The sequence below is a fragment of the Aliirhizobium wenxiniae genome, from assembly GCF_019511445.1.
Classification (GTDB): Bacteria; Pseudomonadota; Alphaproteobacteria; order Rhizobiales; family Rhizobiaceae; genus Neorhizobium; species Neorhizobium wenxiniae_A.
The window spans coordinates 289,385-309,837 of sequence record NZ_JAEUAN010000003.1 but is presented as its reverse complement, the minus strand read 5'-3'; the positions used below and the strand labels follow the sequence as shown (position 1 = coordinate 309,837).

Below are 20,453 nucleotides of genomic sequence, written 5' to 3'. Positions count from 1 at the left end.
TAGGAAAGGGGCGTCTCGGCGCCCCTTTCTGTTTGAGAGGCAATTACAAAACGCCGTCATCCTCGGGCTTGTCCCGAGGATCCAACCACGTTGCAATTTATCGAAGCGTAGCAGATTCTCGGGACAAGCCCGAGGATGACGGCAGAGAGGGTCGTTTAGCCCTTCGCAAACATCGGCCCACCTTTGTGGGTCGGAAAACCGTAGCCGTTGATCATCACCAGATCGATGTCGCTTGCGCGGGCCGCTATGCCTTCCGCCAGCAGCGCCTCGCCTTCCGCCGCCATGGCACCGAGCAGCCTTTGCTCGATCTCTTCCTGAGAGAAGCTGCGCGGTGTGATGTGCTTTTTCGTTCGTTCAGCCTCGATGATCGCGGTTACCTCGGGATCGACCGTGCGTTTGCCATCCGGATAGGCATACCAGCCGCGGCCGGATTTCTGGCCCAAGCGCCCCGCCTCGCACAGCCTGTCGGCGATCTCGACATAGCGTTCGGATGGATCGCGCGTTGCTGCCTGGCGCTTGCGGCGCGCCCATGCGATTTCCAGTCCCGCCATGTCATAGACGGCAAACAGGCCCATCGGGAAACCGTAATCCTCCAGCGCCGCATCGATGTCATGCGGCAGCGCGCCGTCTTCCAGCAGGAACTCGGCCTCGCGGCGATAGGCGGAAAAGATGCGGTTGCCGATGAAACCTTCGGTGACGCCGGTCACCACCGGCAGTTTTCTCAGCCGTTTTGCAACATTAAGGCTGGTGGCGAGAACATCCGGCGCAGTCTCTTTGCAGCGCACGACTTCGAGCAGTCGCATCAGATGAGCGGGTGAGAAGAAATGTAGCCCGAGCACGCGCCCCGGATGCTGGGTCGCGGCGGCGATCTCGTCCGGGTTCAGGTAGCTCGTGTTGGTGGCCAGAATGGCGTCCGAACGGATCGCCTTGTCGAGGCGGCGGAAGAGGTCGATCTTGACGTCGAGATCGTCGAACACGGCTTCGATGACGAGATCACAGGGGGCAAGATCAGCATCGGTTGCGGTAACCGACAGGCGGGCCGTCTGCGCGTCGAATCCGGCCCTGTCCAGCCGCCCAGAGGCAAGGTTGCGCTCCAGAAGGCCGATGATTCGCTCGCGGCCTTTTTCGGCCGCCTCCGGTGTCTGGTCGAGACCGATGACCGTGTAGCCTGCACCAAGTGCCGCAACGGCAATGCCGCTGCCCATCAGGCCAAGCCCGCAGATGCCGATCGTGTTGACTTGGCGCGCTTCGACGCCCTCCAGCCCGGCAATCTTCGAGGTTTCCCGTTCGGCAAAGAAGACGTGCCGCAGCGCTGCCGCTTCAGGGCTTTCTCGCAAGGCGAGAAAGGTCGCTCGCTCATCCGCTAGCCCTTCGCCAAGCGGGCGATGCGAGGATGCGATCAGCCGCACGGCTTCCGCCGGTGCCTTCTGTCCACGTGCCTTTGCGAGGAGCTTGGCCGATACCTTTTCGATCTCCGCCGGATCGGCCGAAGCAATAGCCAGCTCACCCGTCCTGCGAAGTGGCGTACCCACCAGCTTTTGCGCGGCGTCGATGGCCACGTCGATAAGATCGGTCTCGGCGATTTCATCCACGATGCCGAGCGACAGGGCCTCTCCGGCCTTGGTAATCCGTCCAGATGCAATAAGCTCGATCGCTGCCGGAATGCCGATCAGGCGCGGCAGGCGCTGGGTGCCGCCGGCACCGGGGACTATGCCGAGCTTCACCTCGGGCAGGCCAAGCTGCGCCGTAGGGGAAGCGATGCGGTAATGACAGGCCAGCGCCACTTCCAGCCCGCCGCCGAGAGCCGCGCCATTCAGGGCCGCGACGACCGGTTTCGACAGGGCTTCGATCGTCTCGATCACGTCGGGCAGCATCGGCTCTACCGGAGGCTTGCCGAATTCCTTTATATCCGCTCCACCGATAAAGGTTTTTCCCGCGCCGGTGATCACAAGGCCAGAGATCGCGCCCCCTGCCTCGGCATGGGCGAGCGCCCGGGACAAGCCCAGGCGGACATCGGCGGAGGTGGCGTTGACCGGCGGATTGTCGATGGTGACGACCAGAATGCCGTTTCGGGTCGTTGCGGAAACCGTGGCGGAGAAGGTCGTCACTTCGCTCATCGCCTTACTCCGGAACGACGGCCGTCGCCTGGATCTCGATTTTGGCGCGATCCTCGACCAACGCCACGACCTGCATCGCAGCCATTGCCGGGAAATGCTTGCCGATCACCTCGCGATAGGCTTGGCCGATACCCTTCAGGTTGCCGAGATATTCGGCCTTGTCGGTGAAGTACCAGGTCATGGTGGTGATGTGTTCTGGCTTTGCGCCGCCCGCGGCCAGCACCGCGACGATATTTTCCAGCGTCTGTTTCACCTGACCAACGAAATCGTCGGTTTCGAACCGGCACTGGGCATTCCAGCCGATCTGCCCGCCGACGAAGATCTGGCGGCCGGTGGCAGATACGCCGTTGGCGTAACCGATCGGTTTGGCCCAGCCTTCAGGCTGCAGAATGGTGTGCATCTTCGTTCTCCAAATGCTGTGTCAGCGCGGCGCGCAGATCATCCGGCCAGGGGCAGGCCTTGGTTGTTTCGTGAGAGGTGAGGACGAGCCGTTGCCGGGCCGTCCAGAGCAGGCGGTTTTCAGCGCGGACTTCGTGCTCAAGATCGAGCGAGCTGTTGCCGAGCCTTGCGACATTGAGGGTGAAATCCATCCGGTCGCCGTGGAAACCGGGATTGATGAAGGTCAGTTCCAGCGTGACGGTCGGAAAACCGAGCTTTCGTTCGTTGATCATTTCCGGCCACGGAAACCCGAGGCTTTCGAAGAATTCCTCGTAAACCCCGACCAGGATATGCAGATAGGAGGGAAAGTAAGCGATGCCGGAAGGGTCGCAATCTCCGAAATTCAGCCGGCGCGTTGTCGTGTAAGCCATGGTCAAGCCTTCAGCAATTCGCGGGCGATGATGAGTTTCTGCACCTCGGTCGCGCCTTCATAGATGCGCAAAGCCCGGATTTCCCGGTACAGGCTTTCGGTGATCTCGCCGACGCGAACGCCGCGCCCACCGAACATTTGTACGGCGCGGTCGATCACCTTCTGGGCATTTTCGGTGGCGACCATCTTTGCCATCGCCGCTTCCTTCGTGGTCGGCAAGCCTTGCACATCGCGACGCCATGCGGCGCGGTAGGTCAGAAGTGCCGCGGCATCGATCTCGGCGGCCATCTCGCCAAAGGCCGCCTGTGTCAGCTGCAGGTCGGACAGCGTATTGCCGAACATCTTTCGGGATTTCGCATGGGCAAGCGCTTCATCCAGCGCGCGTTTGGCAAAACCCAGGGCCGCTGCCGCCACAGAAGCGCGAAAAATATCGAGCGTGCGCATGGCGATCTTGAAACCTTCGCCGGGAGCGCCGAGCAGGCGAGCCGCGGGGATGCGGCAATTGTCGAAGCGGATCGTCGCCAGCGGATGCGGGGCGATCACGTCGATGCGCTCGGCGATGGAGAAGCCGGGGTCATCTGCAAAGACGACGAAAGCGGAAATGCCACGCGTGCCGGGCGCTTCGCCGGTGCGGGCAAAGACAGTGTAGACACCGGCGATGCCGCCATTGGAGATCCAGGTTTTTTCACCGTCGAGCACATAATGCTCGCCCTCCCTGCGGGCGGCGCAGGCCATGGCTGCGACATCGGACCCGGCATCCTTTTCAGAAAGAGCAAAGGCGGCGATCCATTCACCGGACCGGGCTTTCGGCAGGACGGTGGCGCGAAGTTCTTCCGAGCCGGAAAGGCCGATCGCGCCGGTGCCGAGGCCCTGCATGGCGAAGGCGAAATCGGCTAGGCCGTCATGCCAGGCCAGCGTCTCACGCGTCAGGCAGGCGGCTCGGCTGTCGATTGGCTGTTTGCCACCGGCGCCGGTTGCGGCATCCAGAAGACCTGCCTCGCCGAGTGACCTAACCAACGCACGGCAGGCCTTGTCGGTGTCGGCATGATCGATATCGCCAAGCGCGCCGGAGGCTGCAAAGGCATCGAGTTTTGCTGCCAGCGCCTTATGATCATCGTTGAAGAAGGGCCAGTCGAGAAAATCGCGCGCGGGGCCGGGGAGCTTTGAGTGCACTGCCATCAGTTGCCCTCGAAAACCGGCTTGCGTTTTTCGGCAAAGGCTTCGAAGGCCCGGCGGAAATCCTTTGTCGCCATGCAGATCGCTTGAGCCTGGGCTTCGCTCTCGATCATCTCGTCGAGACCCATGGCCCATTCCTGATTCAGCATGGTTTTGGTCATCGTATGGGCAAACCACGGGCCATCGGCCAGCGAATGAGCGAGTTTCAGCGCTTCGGCTTCAAGGGCATCCGATGGATGAAGGGCGTTGTAAAAACCCCAGGCATGCCCCTCATCTGCTGTCATCGAGCGGCCGGTGAACAGAAGCTCGGCGGCGCGGCCCTGGCCGATGATGCGTGGCAGGATCCCGCAGGCGCCCATATCTGCACCGGCAAGACCGACGCGGGTGAAGAGGAAAGCGGTTTTCGCTTCAGGGGTCGCCAGCCTCATATCGGAGGCCATGGCGAGGATTGCGCCAGCACCGGCGCAGATGCCATCGACGGCGGCAATAATGGGCTGCGGGCATTTCTTCATCGCCTTGACCAGATCGCCGGTCATGCGGGTGAAAGCCAGAAGCTCGGGCATCGGCATTTTCGTCAGTGGCTCGATGATCTCGAAGACATCGCCGCCGGATGAGAAATTGCCGCCGGCACCGGTCAGGACGATGGCGCGGATATCGGACGCGTAGGCCAGATCGCGAAAGAGGTCGCGCAGCTCGGCATAGCTTTCGAAGGTCAGCGGGTTCTTGCGCTCCGGCCGGTTCAGCCGGATCGTGCCGACACGGCCGTCTTCGCTGACCTGCCAGACAAAATGCCGGGTCTGGTGATCGCGAAAACTACGCTCCGTCAGATTGCTCATGCCTTCTCCTCTCCCAGTCTCCATCAGCCGCCCTTGAGGACGGCCGATGGTGATCCATTCTTTTTAATCGTTGGCCGCCGGCGGCAGGAAATCCACGTCGTGCGCTGCCGAAAGCCTGACGATTTCGTCCACGTCGGTCTTCTCGTCCAACTCGATGAACAGGTCTTCCAGCCTTCCTGCCGGCGACACCCAGAAGAGTGCGCGGCAGGGCTTGTCGGACTTGTTGAAATAGCCATGCGGCACGCCGCGCGGCATGCGAACCAGATCGCCCGCCCTCGCCTTGCTCCACACTCCATCGAGCTTGAGATCCAGTTCGCCTTCCTGGACGAGGATGAATTCGTCCTGGTTCGGATGGATATGCACGGGCACGAACTGGCCCGGTGCGCTGTTGGTCTCGAAGGCGAACGTGTCGTCACAGACCGCCTTGGGAAAATAGACTTGGCCCAGGATGTTCCATTTCACATCGTTGTAGCCGGTACCGTTCTCGGTAATGCCTTTCTGCAATTCCATCTGCTACTCCCCGTTCCCGTTCACCTGGATCATGTTTTCGGCTTATGCCCTCTGCTCATTGTGTCTCAGCCGGCCATGATTTCTCCCCCGGCCACGACGATGGATTGGCCGGTTATCGACGAGGCGCCGGGAGAGGCGAGCCAGAGGACCGCATCGGCGACTTCCTCCGGATTGACCAGCCGCCCTTGCGGATTGGCTCTGGTGAATTCGCTCAACGCCTCTTCCGCGCTGCGGCCTGTCTTGGCAACGATCTCGGCGATCGAGCGCGAGATGATCGGTGTGTCGGTGAAGCCGGGGCATACGGCGTTGACCGTGATGCCCTTCTTCGCCAGTTCCAGTGCCAGCGCGCGGGTCATGCCGATCACACCATGCTTGGCGGCACAATAGGCAGAGACATAGGCATACCCCTTGAGGCCCGCCGTAGAGGCCAGATTGATGATGCGCGCGCCTTCTCCGTGGGCCTTCAGGTCGGGCAAAACCGCCTGGGTAACATTGAAGACGCCGTTGAGATCGACATTGATGATCTGCGACCAGAGGTCGGCGGTGGTCTTTTCAAACGGCGCACTCGGCGCTTCGCCGGCATTGTTGATCAGGATATCGACCGGTCCGAAGGCCTTTCGCGCCTCTGCAAGTCCCGCATCAATGGCCGCGCGATCGGTAACGTCGAAGCCATCGGCTACGAAGCTGTTTGCGCTGCCGATTTCGTGGGCCAGCTTTTCCAGCGGTTCGCGCCTGCGGCCGGCAAGCGTGATGCGTGCGCCTTCGGAACTGAGCGCGCGCACGATCGCAGCGCCGATACCGCTTCCTGCGCCCGTTACCAGCGCATGTCGTCCCTTGAACTTACCGTCTGCCGCCATGCACCCAGTTCCTTCACTTGGCCGATGCCGCGGCACGGGCAAGGCCCGTTTCATACTGCAGCTTGCCGGAATAATATTGCTTCGGCCACGCAATGCTGGTCAGGCCGATCTTCGCCGCCTCATGCAGAACCCAGGCCGGGTCTGCCAGATGCGGGCGGGCGACGGCGCAGAGATCGGCGCGACCGGCAGCGATGATCGAGTTCGCCTGATCGGCCTCGGAAATCGCACCGACGGCGATGGTCGGAATGCCGATCTCGTTGCGAATCTTGTCGGAAAACGGCGTCTGGAACAGGCGGCCATAGACCGGCTTTTCTTCCTTCGACACCTGGCCGGACGAGCAGTCGATCAGGTCTGCGCCTGCATCCTTGAACATTTTCGCAAAGATTGCGGCGTCTTCCGGCGTGTTGCCGCCTTCGGCCCAGTCGTGGCAGGAGAGGCGTACTGAAATCGGCTTTTCTTGCGGCCAGACTTCGCGGATTGCGGCGAACACTTCCAGCGGATAACGGGCGCGGTTCTCGTGGCTGCCGCCATAATCATCGGTGCGGATATTGGTCAGCGGCGAGAGGAAGCTCGACAGAAGATAGCCGTGGGCGCAGTGCAGCTCCAGCCAGTCCGCGCCTGCCTCGGCCGCATATCTTGCGGCGCGCACATGGTCGGCCTTCACGCGGTCCATCTCGGCCCGGTCCATTTCTTTCGGTACCTGGCTGTTTTTCAGATAGGGCAGGGCCGAAGCGGAAATCAGCGGCCATGCGCCGGTTTCCAGCGGCTGGTCCATGCCATCCCATGCGAGGTTCGTTGCGCCCTTTCGTCCCGCATGGCCGAGCTGGATGCCGACCTTGGCTTCCGAATTGGCGTGGACGAAATCAACGAAACGCTTCCAGCCCTTGGCCTGCTCATCGTTCCAGAGGCCGAGACAGCCGGGAGTGATGCGGGCATCGGGCGAGACGCAGGTCATTTCGGCAAAGACGAGACCAGCGCCGCCCAAAGCACGGGCGCCGAGATGGACGAGGTGGAAATCGTCGAGCAACCCGTCCTTTGCCGAATACATCGCCATTGGCGACATGACGATGCGGTTCGGCAGGTCGGTACCGCGCAGAGAATAGGGGGTGAACATCGGCGGCAGGGTACGGCCGTTGCCCTGCACCTCGATGCCGTTCTTCTCGGCGAACCAGCGCTCGTAACCTTCCAGCCAGACAGGATCGCGCAGGCGCAGGTTCTCGTGGCTGATACGCTGCGAGCGGGTCAGCATGGAATACATGAATTGCGGCGGCTCCAGCGTCTCGGCGTAGCGCTCACCCACCACTTCGAACCATTCCATCGCATTGCGCGCCGCGTTCTGAATGCGGGCGACGTCGATGCGGCGGATATCCTCATAGGTTTTCAGAACCTCAGGGATAGCATCCTTCGAATGACCGAGCTTGTTGAACTGGTTGGTCAGTTCGATTGCATCGTCGATCGCAAGCTTGGTACCGGAGCCGATGGCGAAATGGGCGGTGTGGGCGGCGTCGCCCATCAGCACGACATGGGAATTGCCGTTGAAATGGCTCCACTTGCCGCAGATCAGCCGGTTGAAGTTCAGCCAGGCCGAGCCGCGCAGATGCCGCGCATTGGTCATCAGGTCTGCGCCTTCCAGCACTTCGGAAAACAGATCCTGGCAGAAATCGATCGAACCCTGCTGGTCCATCTGGCCGAGACCGTGCTTCTCGTAAGCCTCTTCGGTCGTTTCGACGATGAAGGTCGAGGTGTTTTCGTCGAACTTGTAGATATGCGCCTGGAACCAGCCGTGGTCCGTCCGGCGAAAATCGAAGGTGAAGGCGTCGAAAAGCTTGTTGGTGCCGAGCCAGATATAGCGGTTCGGCCGCACCGCGAGATCCGGATCGAAAACCTGCGGATAGCGATTGCGGATCTTCGAGTTGAAGCCGTCGGAGGCGATGATCAGGTCGGCATCGGGATAATCGGTATCGCCATCGGAATCGGTTTCGAACACCAGTTCGACGCCGAGCGCCTCGCAGCGGCGCTGCAGGATGTTCAAGAGCTTCTTGCGGCCGATGCCGACGAAGCCGTGGCCGGATGTGCGCTGGCGGGTGCCCTTGAACAGAAGCTCGATGTCGTCCCAATGGTTGAACGCATCCTCGATTTCGGCTGCGCTCACCGGATCCCAGGCGCGCATCGACACCATGGTGGCATCGGAAAACACCACGCCCCAGCCGAATGTATCGTAAGGTCGATTGCGCTCGACAACCGAAATCGAGTGCTCGGGATGAAACTTCTTCATCAACAGGGCGAAATAGAGCCCAGCCGGGCCGCCACCGATGCAGACGATGCGCATGAATATCTCCCGAAGTTCCCATATGTCATTATTTTAAGTTTAAACTATATGGGCCGCGTAGAATCCGTCAAGCGATATTAAGGAGCATATGATAGGAGCGATTGCGCAAATCAGCCGATGACACACTTAAGCCGTGATCCGGTTGCTTAGGCTCCGCGTTTCCAGATTTTACCGCTTGTCTCTGAGGCAAAGCAGACCATGGCGTCCAATAGTCCTAGCAGTCACGTCCGCGATTTTTTCCAGGCCCATCGCGGCCTGTTCGTTTCCTTCATCGTCCTTCTGGTTTTCGGCTTTACCGCGTTCGCGATCTACGAGCTGACGACGGAAGTCAGTTATGACGAGGTTATCCAGGCGCTGGTCTCGACCTCGTGGTCGTCCATTGCGCTTGCCGTTTTCTTTACCGGCCTAAGTTTCGCGGCGCTGGTCGGCTATGACCTCAATGCGTTGACCTATATCGGCCGCAAGCTGCCGCCGGTGCCGGTGGCAATGACGGCGTTCAGCGCCTATGCGGTCGGCAATACGGCGGGTTTCGGTGCGCTGAGCGGCGGCGCGATCCGGTTTCGCGGTTATTCGAGGCTTGGCCTTTCGCCGGAAGATATCGGCCGGGTCATCGCCTTCGTCACCTTCGCTTTCGGTATCGGCCTGCTTTCGGTCACTGCCCTTGCTTGCCTGATTACCGCTCCCCGGGTCGGCCAGATCATCGGCGTCAGCGATACGGTTATCCGCGCCATCGCTCTCATCATTATCATCGGGTTGAGCATCCTGGTCTTCATCGGCCGTGACGGGCGCAGGATCTCCGTCGGCCGGGTGAACCTGCGGCTGCCCGACAGCCGCACCTCATCGCAGCAATTTCTCGTCACGGCGCTCGATATCGCCGCCTCGGCGTCCGTGCTTTACGTTCTTTTACCGCAGACGAATATCGGCTGGCCCTCGTTCCTGGCGATCTATGCGACGGCTGTCGGTGCCGGCGTGCTCAGCCATGTTCCGGGAGGTCTCGGCGTTTTCGAGACCGTCATCGTCGCGGCACTCGGCAATACGGTCGATATCGATCAGGTTCTCGGCAGCCTCGTACTCTACCGTGTCATCTATCACGTCCTGCCGCTGTTGATCGCGACGCTGGTCGTGATTTTCCTCGAAGCCCGACAGCTGTCGAAACATCCGGTCGCGTCGACCTTGCGAAAGCTCGAATTCCGGCTGGCGCCACTGCTTCTGGCCGCATTCGCGCTGATCGCCGGTGCTATGCTTGTTCTTTCGAGCGTCACGCCGACTCCGGATTCCAATCTCGATTTTCTCGGCAGCTACATGCCGCTTCCGCTGGTGGAAAGCGCACATTTCCTCTCCAGTGTTGTCGGCATCCTGCTCTTCGTCAGCGCCCGCGGTATCGCCCAGAGGCTCGACGGGGCGTGGTGGACAGCGGTCATCTGTACGGCGCTCGGCCTGCTTTTCTCGTTGCTCAAGGCGCTGGCGCTTTTCGAGGCTATCTTCCTGACCGTTCTTCTGGCGGGGCTTCTGCTCAGTGCGCGACAGTTCAACCGCCCGGCCTCGATGCTGCGTCAGGCGCTGACACCGCCCTGGATCGTGGCGATGCTCATTCTCGTTGCCGCGGCAACGACGATCCTGTTCTTCGTCTATCGCGAGGTCGATTACAGCCGCGAACTGTGGTGGCAGTTCGAATTTTCCGCAGAAGCGCCGCGCGGGCTGCGCGCAATACTCGGTATTGCCATCGTCGCCGCCGTGGTTTCGATCTTCAGCCTGTTGCGTCCTGCCGTCAGGCGTTCGGATATGTCGACTGCGGATGAGCTCGTGCAGGCGACAGACATCGCCATGGCGCAGGATTTCGCCGATGCCAACCTTGTGCGCATGGGCGACAAGCGGCTGATGTTTTCGGAAAGCGGCAACGCCTTCATCATGTATGGCATCCAGGGCCGTTCGTGGATTGCGCTGTTCGATCCGGTCGGCCCAAGTGAGGAGATCGGCGAGCTGGTCTGGCGTTTCGTCGAAGAAGCGAGAACCGGCGGCGGTCGTGCCGTCTTCTACCAGATCTCGCCGGAGCTTCTCGCCAACTGCACCGATGCCGGCATGCGCGCCTTCCGGCTCGGCGAACTTGCCGTGGTCGATCTTCCGTCATTCGAACTGAAAGGCAGCCGGCTTGCCGGGCTGCGGCAGGCGATCAACAAGGGTGTGCGCGAAGGGCTGGAATTCGAGATGCTGCAGCCCGATCAGGTGGCCGAACATCTGGAAGCGCTGCGCGCAGTTTCCGACAGTTGGCTCGATGAACACAATACGCGGGAAAAGACCTTTTCGCTCGGTGCTTTCCGCGATGACTACGTGCTGTCGCAGCCGGTTGCCGTTCTGCGCAAGGAGGGGCGGATCGTTGCCTTTGCTACGCTTGCCGTGACCGATACCAAGCAGGAAGGCACGGTCGACCTGATGCGGTTTGCGCCGGATGCGCCAAAGGGATCGATGGATTTTCTCTTCGTGCGGATCATGGAGCATCTTCGCGATGCCGGGTTCCGGCAGTTCAACCTCGGAATGGCGCCGCTTTCCGGCATGGCGCAGCGCGAGGCGGCACCGGCCTGGGACCGGATCGGCAGCGTTATTTTCGAACACGGCGAGCGGTTTTATAACTTCAAGGGTCTGAAAGCCTTCAAATCAAAGTTTCACCCGCGCTGGGAACCGCGCTATCTTGCTGTTTCCGGGATAGGTCCGGCGGTCGCGATGATGGATGCGACGCTTCTGATCGGCGGCGGGTTGAGAGGAGTCGTGGGTAAATGAGTTTGCGTCTTGCCGTCCTTGTTGCTCTCGGCCTTTCGGCTGCATCGAGCGCCGTCCATGCCCAGCAAGCTGCTCCAGCGCCAGCTACAGCCAATGCTCCGGCCTCAACCTCAGCTCCGGCCGCGAACGCGGATTATCACACCGGCTTCATTCCCTCGCCGCATGTCTATCTGCCGCAGGGCCAGGATCTGACCGGAATGGTGTTCCTGATTTCCGATGCCAATGGATGGAATGGCGTGGAAGAGGCCCAGGCGAAGGATCTCGTCGATGCCGGTGCTGCCGTCGTCGGTATCGATTTTCCCTCCTACATGCAGTCGCTTGCGGCCGATGACGGCGACTGCATCTACATGGTCTCCGATATCGAGGATCTTTCGCAGCAGGTGCAGCGCCGGGTGGAAAACCGCGAATACCGGCACCCGATCCTGGCCGGTGCGAAGGAGGGCGGGGCGCTGGCGCTTGCGATGATCGCGCAAAGCCCGTTGGCGACGATCGGCGGTGCCGTTGCTGTCGACCCGACGGAGGTCATTCCGCTGAAAAAGCAACTCTGCACTCCGGCGGAAAAACGCCCGACCGATACCGGCATCGTCTACGGCCTGACCGACGGCGCCCTGCCGGCTCCGGTGACAATCGCGTTCACACCGGATGCCGATCAGGCCGGCAAGGTGCACGCCCTGTCGCTGAAGCAGGCGCATGGGGATATCGTCGCCAAGGAAACTTCGGACGATGCAGAGGATTATCTTTCGACATGGCTGCAGAGCCAGCTTGCAGCCGGAAAATCCGAAGGGGCGCTAGACCTGCCGCTTTCGGTGCTGGAAGCAAAGCCGACTATGGACACGATGGCGATCGTCTATTCCGGCGATGGCGGATGGCGCGATCTCGACAGCGAACTCGGCTCCTATCTGCAATCCCAGGGCGTGCCTGTCATCGGCGTCGATTCGCTGCGTTATTTCTGGGCCAAGCGTACGCCGCAGGAAACGGCGGATGACCTGAAACGCATCATCGACACCTATACGGAAAAATGGGGTGTCTCGAATGTCGTGCTGGTCGGCTATTCGTTCGGTGCGGATGTTATTCCCGCCTCCTACAATCTTCTGCCCAAGGCGACGAAGCGACGGGTGAAGCAGCTTTCTCTTCTGGCGCTGTCGAAAGAGGTCGATTTCGAGATTTCCGTCACCGGCTGGCTCGGCATGGCGGGAGCCGGCGATGGCGGCACGACGACAGACGATATCGCCAAGATCAAGAGCAGCCTCGTGCAGTGCATTTACGGTACCGAGGAGGATGATGATCCTTGCCCGTCGATGAAACCTTCCGGCGTGGAAACTGTCGCCATCGATGGCGGGCATCATTTCGACGAGGATTATCAGGCGCTCGGCAAGCGGATACTCGACAGCCTGCAGAAGCGTTTGCCGAAATAAGGCAACCATCCGGCCAAGCTGCGCGGTCGTTCCATGGATCACGAAGACCTGACGGTTTTGTGATCGGGCCACTTGAGTTCGGCGAAGTCTGGCGCTAAATCTCGCTAGACCAGGACCGGGCCCCTCTGGCAGCTTGTTTTCAAGCTGTGATGTCGGACTGGATTTTTCCAATGCCGGTGCCTGGTGTCGTGATGGTTTTTGGTCTGAAAGAGCGTGCATTGCACGGGCGTGTCCCGTTGTGCGCTTCAGTAGTGTTCCCAAGGCTCGTCAGGACATGGGGCACCCCATCTTGAGATAGGGTGTCAAATGATGGAATTTTTCACGCCGGAGGCGTTGTCCGCCCTCGCGCAAGTTATCATGATCGATCTGGTTCTGGCGGGTGACAATGCGATCGTCATTGGTCTTGCCGCTGCCGGCCTGCCGAAGGAACAGCGTGCCAAGGCCATTCTGGTCGGCATTATCGCAGCCACCGTGCTGCGTATCGGCTTTGCACTTGCCACGACGCAATTGCTGCAGATCGTCGGCCTTTTGCTCGCCGGTGGCGTGCTGCTTTTGTGGGTCTGCTGGAAGATGTGGCGCGAGCTGCGCACACCGCATCACCATGAAGACGAAGCCAATGAGGCACTCGCCAACGAGGACCTCAATGCCGATGGCACGGTTGCCGGCGGCGCACCGCGCAAGACCTTTGCCCAGGCCGCATGGCAGATCGTTATCGCCGACGTCTCGATGTCGCTCGACAACGTGCTCGCTGTTGCTGGTGCCGCACACGAGCATCCTGAAGTCCTGATCTTCGGTCTGTTCCTGTCGATCGCCCTGATGGGTATTGCGGCAAGCTTTATCGCGCGCCTGCTCAACAAGCATCGCTGGATCGCCTATGTCGGTCTTGCCGTCATCCTTTATGTCGCGCTCGAAATGATCTGGCGCGGATCGCATGAAATCCTGCCCTATATCACGGGCTGATTGCAGTTCTCATCGCGATAAAAAGCGGCGCGGTCTTCGGATCGCGCCGTTTTCCTTTTCACGCTCATAACCTGATTACTGTGTCGCTACTCTGTTCTTGAGCTTTCGCTCGTTCACCCAGTCGGCACTTGCCCTTATACCGCCGAGCGGGAAGACATGGATCTGCTCGATCAGGCTTTGCGGATGGGTCGCCTTGTAATTGGCGATCTCGCTCAGAAACTCGTCCGGTTCGTAGGGGATGAGCAGCTTGCTCAGGTCCATGGCGCGCCGTTGCAGCACGCTCAGTGACGGGCCGACGCCACAGGAAATGGCGAACTTGATCAGCGTCTGCAGCTTGGTCGGGCCGGCAACGCCAAGATGGATCGGCAGCGTCACGCCGGCTTCTGCGATACGCTCCGCCCAGCGGGTTATCGATCCGGCATCGAAGGCAAACTGGGTGACGATCGCCATCTCGGCATCGGTGTTTTCCGAATAGGCCTGCTTGAATTTCAAGGCCCGGTCGATGAGCCTCGTTGTGCCGTCCTTGTCGATGTCCTTGTTGCCTTCCGGATGGCCTGCGACGTGCAGGCGCTTGAAGCCGTAACGGTCAAACAGGCCGGTTTCGAGAAGCTGCAGCGAGCTTTCAAGCTCACCCCGCGGCGAAGTGAGGCCACCGGCCAGCAACAGGGCCTGACTGACGCCAGCCTCGTTCACGTAACGGCTGATCCAGTCTTCCAGCATCGCCTTGTCGCGAATGAGACGTGCGGGAACATGCGGCATTACCGCGTAACCATCGTCCGTCAGGCGTTTTGCCGTCGAAACCATGTCCTCGATCGGCGTGCCATCGATATGAGCGATGTAAACGCGCATTCCTGCCGGCAGGAACTCGCGGAAATTCTCGATCTTTGCCGCAGTGCGCGGCATGACTTCGATCGAATAGCCGTCGAGAAGCGCGCCGAAGCTTGCTCTCTCCGCCTTTTCGTCCGCACGCCTGTTCTTGAATAGGTTCAGAATTGCCATATCGACTGCCTTCTACATCACAAGACTGTCTGCCTGCCACTGTCATCTAAGTGTGCAAGACGGCATTTCTGGCACAGCTTTGTGTAGAGCAGTTTTCTCGCAGCGTCACTTTCGGTTTGATTTCCTCCGTCACAAACGGGATCAGATTCGTTGACAAGCGTGTCCTCACATTGGACAACAGCGCATCCGACGGCTGCCACGGGGGAGACTGACCATGTCTAGGCGCGCGATCTTCGGCTTTTCAGCTCTTGTGCTTTCATCTCTTGTTCTCGGCTCTCCGCTTGCTGCGCAGGAGCGGCGGATCGAAACGACAGCGGATGGCGATTATCTCGGCTTCGACCTTCGAACCGTGAAGAATGTCAGCCAGGACCAGTGCGAGACCGCCTGCATCGGCGACAACCAGTGCCGCGCCTTCACCTACAATGTAAAAGCCAAGTGGTGCTTCCTGAAATCCGACCACGGCCAGCTCAATACGTTTGCCGGTGCCGTCGCCGGCAAGATCGTCGAAGTGGCTGTCTTGCCCGATATCGGCGCGCCGCCGCGGCTGAGCTTCCTGTCTGACGACGTGCTGCAACAGGCGCGCGAGCAGAAGGATGGCCTGGCGCTCGGCGACAACCAGCAAGGTTACGGTATCGAGACCCTGAAAACCGTGGCGCAGTCCGAACTGCTCGCCGGCCGGGTCGATACGGCGATCTACAATTACAAGGGCGCCCTGTCGCTTGCCCCGGATGATGGCGATCTGTGGATCGCGCTTTCGCGTGCCGCCGGCATCGCCAAGAACAACGGGTCTGCCGATAGCGAAGGCACGCTTGCGGCGATCAACGGTTATCTTCTGTCACGCAGCACCCAGGCGCGTGCCGATGCGCTTGCCGTGCTCGGTGCAGCGCTCGCCAAGCAGCAGAACTATCGTCAGGCGCTCACCGCCTACAAGCAGAGCCTCGCGCTTGTCAGCGCCCGCACCGTCCAGGCCGCCTATAACGATCTGCGCGAGCGCCAGGGTTTTCGCGTCAGCGGCAATACGGTCGATGCCGACAGCGCCAATCCGCGTGCCTGCGTGCAATTTTCCGAGCCGCTGGTGAAGGCCGGTGTCGACTACGCGCCTTTCGTCACGCTGGACGGTCAGGCGCCGAAGGCGATGGAAGCCAAGGATAACCAGATCTGCGTCGAGGGCCTGACGCACGGCCAACGCTACAAGCTCTCGCTGCGCCGTGGCCTGCCGTCCTCGGTCGACGAGCCGCTGCCGGCGCAGGTGGATCTCGACATTTATGTCAAGGATCGCTCGCCGATGGTGCGATTTACCGGCGACAGCTTTGTCCTGCCGTCCACAGCGCGCCGTGGCATCCCGATCGTGTCGGTGAATACGGAACGGGCCAACCTGAAACTCTACCGGATCGGCGACCGCAATATCGCGCCGCTGCTCACCAATTCGCAGTTCCTGACCCAGATGAGCGGCTATAGCGCGGACCGGATCGAGCAGGAAAACGGCGAGCTGGTCTGGCAGGGCACGATCGATCTTGGGCAAGACCTCAACAAGGATGTAACGACCAGTTTCCCGGTCGATGAGGCCCTGCCGGAACGCAAGCCCGGCGTCTATGTGCTGACGGCGTCCGCTGCCAATGCCGTCAATCAGGAATGGGACAACAAGGCGACGCAGTGGTTCGTCGTTTCCGATATCGGCCTCACCACCTATGCCGGCACCGATGGCTTGCATGTGTTTGCCCGCGCGCTCGGGTCCGCCAAGCCGATGGCAGACGTGGACCTGCAGCTTCTCGCCAAGAACAATGAAATCCTCGGCACGGCGAAGACGGATGCGGATGGCCGCGCGACATTCACCGCCGGGCTGATGCGCGGCACGGCGGCGATGGTGCCGGCGGTGCTTTCCGCGCAGAACGAGGGCAAGGACTATGTCTTCCTCGATATGACCCGCGCCGGCTTCGATCTGTCCGACCGTGGCGTCACCGGCCGACCGGCTCCCGGCGCGATCGACCTTCTCTCCTGGACCGAACGCGGTATCTATCGGCCCGGCGAGGTGGTGCATGCGAGCGCGCTTGCTCGCAATGTCGATGCAACGGCGATCGAAAACCTGCCGCTCACCTTCGTTTTCCTGCGCCCCGATGGCGTGGAAGATCGGCGGATGGTGAAGAACGGCGATATCGGCGGCTATACGCTCGATCTGGCCCTGCAGGACACGTCGATGCGCGGCACCTGGACGATGCAGGTGTTTACCGATCCCAAGGGCTCGGCGATCGGCGAAAAGACATTTCTCGTCGACGATTTTGTGCCGGATCGTATCGAGTTCGACATGACGAGCGAAGCCAAGGAGATCGTTGTCGGTGAACCGGCGAAGGTTTCCATCGACGGGCGTTATCTCTACGGCGCACCTGCGGCCGGCCTTGGCCTCGAAGGCGAAATTGCCCTGAAGCCGACCCGCGAAAATCCGGCCTTCCCCGGCTACCAGTTCGGCCTTGCCGACGAGGAAGAGACCGAGACCGTCCGCATCCCGCTCGATGCGCTGGAGGATACGGACGAGGACGGCAAGGCCACGTTCGATGCGGATGTGGCGGAACTGCCGTCGACGACAAAACTGATCAACGCGGATATCGTCGTGCGCATGCAGGAAACCGGCGGCCGCGCGATCGAGCGCAACCTGTCGCTGCCGGTCAAGGCTGATGGTCCGCGGATCGGTATCAAGCCGGAATTTTCCGGTGACCTGCCGGAAGGAGCGGTCGGCAATTTCACTGTCATCTTGGTCAACGAGGCCGGCGCCAAACAGGCGCTGAAAGGCCTGCCGTGGAAGCTCGTCAAGGTCGAGCGGGATTACCAGTGGTATCGCGACGGCAATTCCTGGCGTTATGAACCGATCACCCGCACGCGGCAGGTTTCCAACGGCACGGTCGACGTGACGACCGATGGTGGCCGCGTTTCCGTTCCCGTCGAATGGGGGCGTTATCGCCTCGAGGTCGAAACTGCCGATATCGGCGGCCCGGCCTCCAGCGTCGAATTCGATGCCGGCTGGTTCGTCACCGCAACCTCGACCGAAACGCCGGATGCACTGGAAGTCGCGCTCGACAAACCGAGCTACAAGATCGGTGACACCGCCAAGCTGAAAATCTCGTCGCGTTATGTCGGCGAGCTGATGGTGATGGCCGGTTCGGAAGAGTTGATCTCTGTCGAGACCGCCAGCATTGCGGAAAATGGCGGCGAGGTCGAAATCCCGGTGACTGCGGATTGGGGCGCAGGTTCCTATGTCACCGCAACCCTTTATCGCCCCGGCGAAGCGCGTGAAAACCGCATGCCGATGCGGGCGATCGGGATCACATGGCTGAAGGTCGATCCCGAGGCTCGTGATCTGGCGATTGCCATCGACGCGCCGGAAAAGACGCTGCCGCGCCAGCCGCTCGATATTTCGCTGCAGGTGGCGGGAGCGGGGGCCAATGAGGACGCCTATGTCACGGTCGCGGCCGTTGATGTCGGCATCTTGAACCTCACCCGTTACGAACCGCCGGCGCCCGATGACTGGTATTTCGGCCAGCGTCGTCTGGGGCTGGAAATTCGCGATATCTATGGTCGGCTGATCGATGGTTCGCTGGGTGCGACCGGGCGGTTGAGGACCGGCGGCGATGGCGGCAGCATGGCGCTGCAGGCAAGCCCGCCGAAGGAAAAGCTGGTCGCCTTCTTCTCCGGTCCGGTGAAGCTGGATGGCGAAGGCAAGGCGAAAGTCTCCTTCGATATTCCGCAGTTCAACGGCACGGCGCGGGTCATGGCTGTTGCATGGTCGAAAACCGGTGTCGGCCACGGCGTCAAGGATGTCATCATCCGCGATCCGATCGTCATCACGTCGAGCCTGCCGCGCTTTCTGGCACCCGGCGATGACAGCAATCTGCGGCTCGACATCGCCAATACCGATGGCCCGGCGGGAACCTACGATCTGACGATTGAGACCAGCGATGCGGTGGCTATTGGCCAGAGTGCGGTGAAGCCGGTGGAACTGACTGCTGGCGGCAAGACAAGCGTCACGCTGCCGCTGGTCGGTATCGAGCCAGGCGATGGCACTCTCTCGATCAAGCTTGCCACTAACGCTGGGCTCTCCGTCGATCAGGTTCTCCACATCCCGGTTCGCCCGGCGGCGATGCCGGTAACGGAGCGGCGGCTGGTCGATCTTCGACCGGGCGCAAGCGTCACCGTCGATGGCAATCTGTTGGCCGATAGCGTGCTGCAGGGGGCATCGGTCAGCGTCAATGTCAGCCGTTCCAACGCCTTCGATATCCCGGCGCTGCTGATGAGCCTCGATCGCTACCCCTACGGCTGCGCCGAGCAGACGACGAGCCGGGCGCTGCCGCTGCTTTATCTCAGCGAAATGGCGGTGCAGAACGGGCTGGCCGATGATGCCGAGGTGAAGAAGCGCGTACAGGATGCGATTTATCGCGTGCTGTCCTTCCAGGCATCTGCCGGCAGTTTCGGCCTCTGGGGCCCGGATGGCGCAGGCAATGATCTCTGGCTCGATGCCTATGTCAGCGATTTCCTCTCGCGTGCTCGCGAACAGGGTTACGATGTGCCGGAACAGCCGCTGGTGCAGGCGCTGGAAAACCTGCAGAACACGCTTGCCTATACGACGAACGTGCGCGACCAGGGCAACCAGATTGCCTATGCGCACTATGTTCTTGCCCGTAACCGCAAGGCCGCGATCAGCGATCTCCGGTATTACGCCGATACGATGCTCAATGATTTCCCGACGCCGCTTGCGAAGGCGCATATCGCGGCGGCGCTTTCGCTTTACGGCGATGGACAGCGGTCGCAGAGCATCTTCAACGATGCGCTGCAGATGTCGGAAAATGCGCAGGTCCACAAGGTGAGCCTTGCCCGTTCCGATTACGGTTCGTCGCTGCGTGACGGGGCTGCGGTTCTGGCGCTTGCCGCCGAAAGCCGGCCGGTGCCGCCGATCGTGCCGGTGCTGGCGGAAGTCGTTGCCAAGGAATGGGGGCAGAAAAAATACACCAGCACCCAGGAGCAGACCTGGATGCTGCTTGCCGCCCGGGCGCTTCAGAATGGCGATGACAACCTTCGTCTCAACGTCAATGGCGCAGCCCATAGCGGCACGCTGATGTCGCAGATGGCGGGCGATGTTCTGCTCGATCATCCCCTGACCATCCGCAATGACAGCGGCGACGCCCTGTCTGCCGCGATCACCACGGTTGCGGCGCCGGCCACGCCTTTGCCTGCCGGAGGCGACGGGTTCGAGATCTCGCGGACTTACTACACGATGGAAGGCGAGGAGGCGAATGTCAGCGCGGCGAAGCAGAACGAGCGTTATGTCGTTGTCCTGAACGTCACAGAGACCAATGACTGGCCGTCGCGCATCGTCGTCACCGATCTCCTGCCGGCCGGTTTCGAGATCGACAATCCGTCGATCGTCAACAGCGCCAATCTTGCCAATTTCGACTGGATCGAGGAGGTGCAGGCGGCGCATACGGAATTCCGCAACGACCGCTTTGTCGCCGCCTTCGATCGTAGCCAAGGCGACAATCGGCAGATCACGCTGGCTTACGTCGTGCGCGCCGTGACGCCGGGCGTCTATGATCACCCGGCCGCCCAGGTGGATGACATGTACCGTCCGCAGTTTTCGGGCCGGACGGCGATGGGCAAGATGGAGGTTTTGGCGGCGCAGTGACGT

13 protein-coding genes are annotated in these 20,453 nt (G+C 61.1%); 4 read left to right on the top strand and 9 right to left on the bottom strand.

What is annotated here, in order from left to right; translation table 11 throughout:
• Window positions 1-155: 155 nt before the first annotated feature.
• The 8 genes from JNB91_RS05555 to JNB91_RS05520 form a co-directional block, all read right to left on the bottom strand.
• Complete coding sequence (locus tag JNB91_RS05555) at window positions 156-2,117, bottom strand: 3-hydroxyacyl-CoA dehydrogenase NAD-binding domain-containing protein (protein ID WP_220324524.1); 1,962 nt, start codon at window positions 2,115-2,117, stop codon at window positions 156-158.
• Window positions 2,118-2,121: 4 nt separating this feature from the next.
• Complete coding sequence (locus tag JNB91_RS05550) at window positions 2,122-2,517, bottom strand: RidA family protein (protein WP_220324523.1); 396 nt, start codon at window positions 2,515-2,517, stop codon at window positions 2,122-2,124.
• A complete protein-coding gene (locus JNB91_RS05545) occupies window positions 2,495-2,926 on the bottom strand; it encodes an acyl-CoA thioesterase (RefSeq protein WP_220324522.1) in 432 nt (143 codons plus the stop codon). Before JNB91_RS05545 ends, JNB91_RS05550 begins: the two co-directional genes overlap by 23 nt.
• Window positions 2,927-2,928: 2 nt before the next feature.
• Window positions 2,929-4,104 (bottom strand): acyl-CoA dehydrogenase family protein, encoded by a 1,176-nt coding sequence (locus tag JNB91_RS05540; protein ID WP_220324521.1) that lies wholly within the window; start codon window positions 4,102-4,104, stop codon window positions 2,929-2,931.
• Window positions 4,104-4,937, bottom strand: coding sequence for an enoyl-CoA hydratase family protein (locus tag JNB91_RS05535; protein WP_220324520.1), 834 nt, complete (start codon window positions 4,935-4,937; stop codon window positions 4,104-4,106). Before JNB91_RS05535 ends, JNB91_RS05540 begins: the two co-directional genes overlap by 1 nt.
• A gap of 63 nt (window positions 4,938-5,000) precedes the next feature.
• Window positions 5,001-5,447: a cupin domain-containing protein gene (locus tag JNB91_RS05530; RefSeq protein WP_220324519.1), complete on the bottom strand. Its 447-nt coding sequence runs from the start codon at window positions 5,445-5,447 to the stop codon at window positions 5,001-5,003.
• 65 nt (window positions 5,448-5,512) lie between these two features.
• Window positions 5,513-6,304: an SDR family NAD(P)-dependent oxidoreductase gene (locus tag JNB91_RS05525; RefSeq protein ID WP_220324518.1), complete on the bottom strand. Its 792-nt coding sequence runs from the start codon at window positions 6,302-6,304 to the stop codon at window positions 5,513-5,515.
• Window positions 6,305-6,317: 13 nt separating this feature from the next.
• Window positions 6,318-8,633, bottom strand: a complete 2,316-nt coding sequence (locus JNB91_RS05520; RefSeq protein ID WP_220324517.1) for a bifunctional salicylyl-CoA 5-hydroxylase/oxidoreductase — start codon at window positions 8,631-8,633, stop codon at window positions 6,318-6,320.
• Between the two features lie 198 nt (window positions 8,634-8,831).
• Here JNB91_RS05520 and mprF point away from each other — a divergent pair, with 198 nt between their 5' ends.
• From mprF to JNB91_RS05505, 3 genes are all read left to right on the top strand, one after another.
• Window positions 8,832-11,408, top strand: coding sequence for a bifunctional lysylphosphatidylglycerol flippase/synthetase MprF (mprF, locus tag JNB91_RS05515; RefSeq protein ID WP_220324516.1), 2,577 nt, complete (start codon window positions 8,832-8,834; stop codon window positions 11,406-11,408).
• Window positions 11,405-12,823, top strand: coding sequence for a virulence factor family protein (locus JNB91_RS05510; RefSeq protein WP_220324515.1), 1,419 nt, complete (start codon window positions 11,405-11,407; stop codon window positions 12,821-12,823). The genes mprF and JNB91_RS05510 overlap by 4 nt, the downstream gene beginning before the upstream one ends.
• A 306-nt stretch (window positions 12,824-13,129) precedes the next feature.
• Window positions 13,130-13,783 (top strand): TerC family protein, encoded by a 654-nt coding sequence (locus JNB91_RS05505; protein ID WP_220324514.1) that lies wholly within the window; start codon window positions 13,130-13,132, stop codon window positions 13,781-13,783.
• Between the two features lie 75 nt (window positions 13,784-13,858).
• Here JNB91_RS05505 and JNB91_RS05500 read toward each other — a convergent pair whose 3' ends face one another.
• Window positions 13,859-14,782, bottom strand: a complete 924-nt coding sequence (locus JNB91_RS05500) for a methylenetetrahydrofolate reductase (RefSeq protein WP_220324513.1) — start codon at window positions 14,780-14,782, stop codon at window positions 13,859-13,861.
• Window positions 14,783-14,996: 214 nt separating this feature from the next.
• Between JNB91_RS05500 and JNB91_RS05495 the strand changes: the two genes are divergently transcribed.
• A complete protein-coding gene (locus tag JNB91_RS05495; protein WP_220324512.1) occupies window positions 14,997-20,450 on the top strand; it encodes an alpha-2-macroglobulin family protein in 5,454 nt (1,817 codons plus the stop codon).
• Window positions 20,451-20,453: the final 3 nt, after the last annotated feature.

What these genes read in the sequence shown, in the direction of transcription:
- JNB91_RS05555 (WP_220324524.1), bottom strand. Translation starts at nt 2,117, where the DNA reads ATGAGCGAAGTGACGACCTTCTCCGCCACGGTTTCCGCAACGACCCGA.
- JNB91_RS05550 (WP_220324523.1), bottom strand. Translation starts at nt 2,517, where the DNA reads ATGCACACCATTCTGCAGCCTGAAGGCTGGGCCAAACCGATCGGTTAC.
- JNB91_RS05545 (WP_220324522.1), bottom strand. Translation starts at nt 2,926, where the DNA reads ATGGCTTACACGACAACGCGCCGGCTGAATTTCGGAGATTGCGACCCT.
- JNB91_RS05540 (WP_220324521.1), bottom strand. Translation starts at nt 4,104, where the DNA reads ATGGCAGTGCACTCAAAGCTCCCCGGCCCCGCGCGCGATTTTCTCGAC.
- JNB91_RS05535 (WP_220324520.1), bottom strand. Translation starts at nt 4,937, where the DNA reads ATGAGCAATCTGACGGAGCGTAGTTTTCGCGATCACCAGACCCGGCAT.
- JNB91_RS05530 (WP_220324519.1), bottom strand. Translation starts at nt 5,447, where the DNA reads ATGGAATTGCAGAAAGGCATTACCGAGAACGGTACCGGCTACAACGAT.
- JNB91_RS05525 (WP_220324518.1), bottom strand. Translation starts at nt 6,304, where the DNA reads ATGGCGGCAGACGGTAAGTTCAAGGGACGACATGCGCTGGTAACGGGC.
- JNB91_RS05520 (WP_220324517.1), bottom strand. Translation starts at nt 8,633, where the DNA reads ATGCGCATCGTCTGCATCGGTGGCGGCCCGGCTGGGCTCTATTTCGCC.
- mprF (WP_220324516.1), top strand. Translation starts at nt 8,832, where the DNA reads ATGGCGTCCAATAGTCCTAGCAGTCACGTCCGCGATTTTTTCCAGGCC.
- JNB91_RS05510 (WP_220324515.1), top strand. Translation starts at nt 11,405, where the DNA reads ATGAGTTTGCGTCTTGCCGTCCTTGTTGCTCTCGGCCTTTCGGCTGCA.
- JNB91_RS05505 (WP_220324514.1), top strand. Translation starts at nt 13,130, where the DNA reads ATGATGGAATTTTTCACGCCGGAGGCGTTGTCCGCCCTCGCGCAAGTT.
- JNB91_RS05500 (WP_220324513.1), bottom strand. Translation starts at nt 14,782, where the DNA reads ATGGCAATTCTGAACCTATTCAAGAACAGGCGTGCGGACGAAAAGGCG.
- JNB91_RS05495 (WP_220324512.1), top strand. Translation starts at nt 14,997, where the DNA reads ATGTCTAGGCGCGCGATCTTCGGCTTTTCAGCTCTTGTGCTTTCATCT.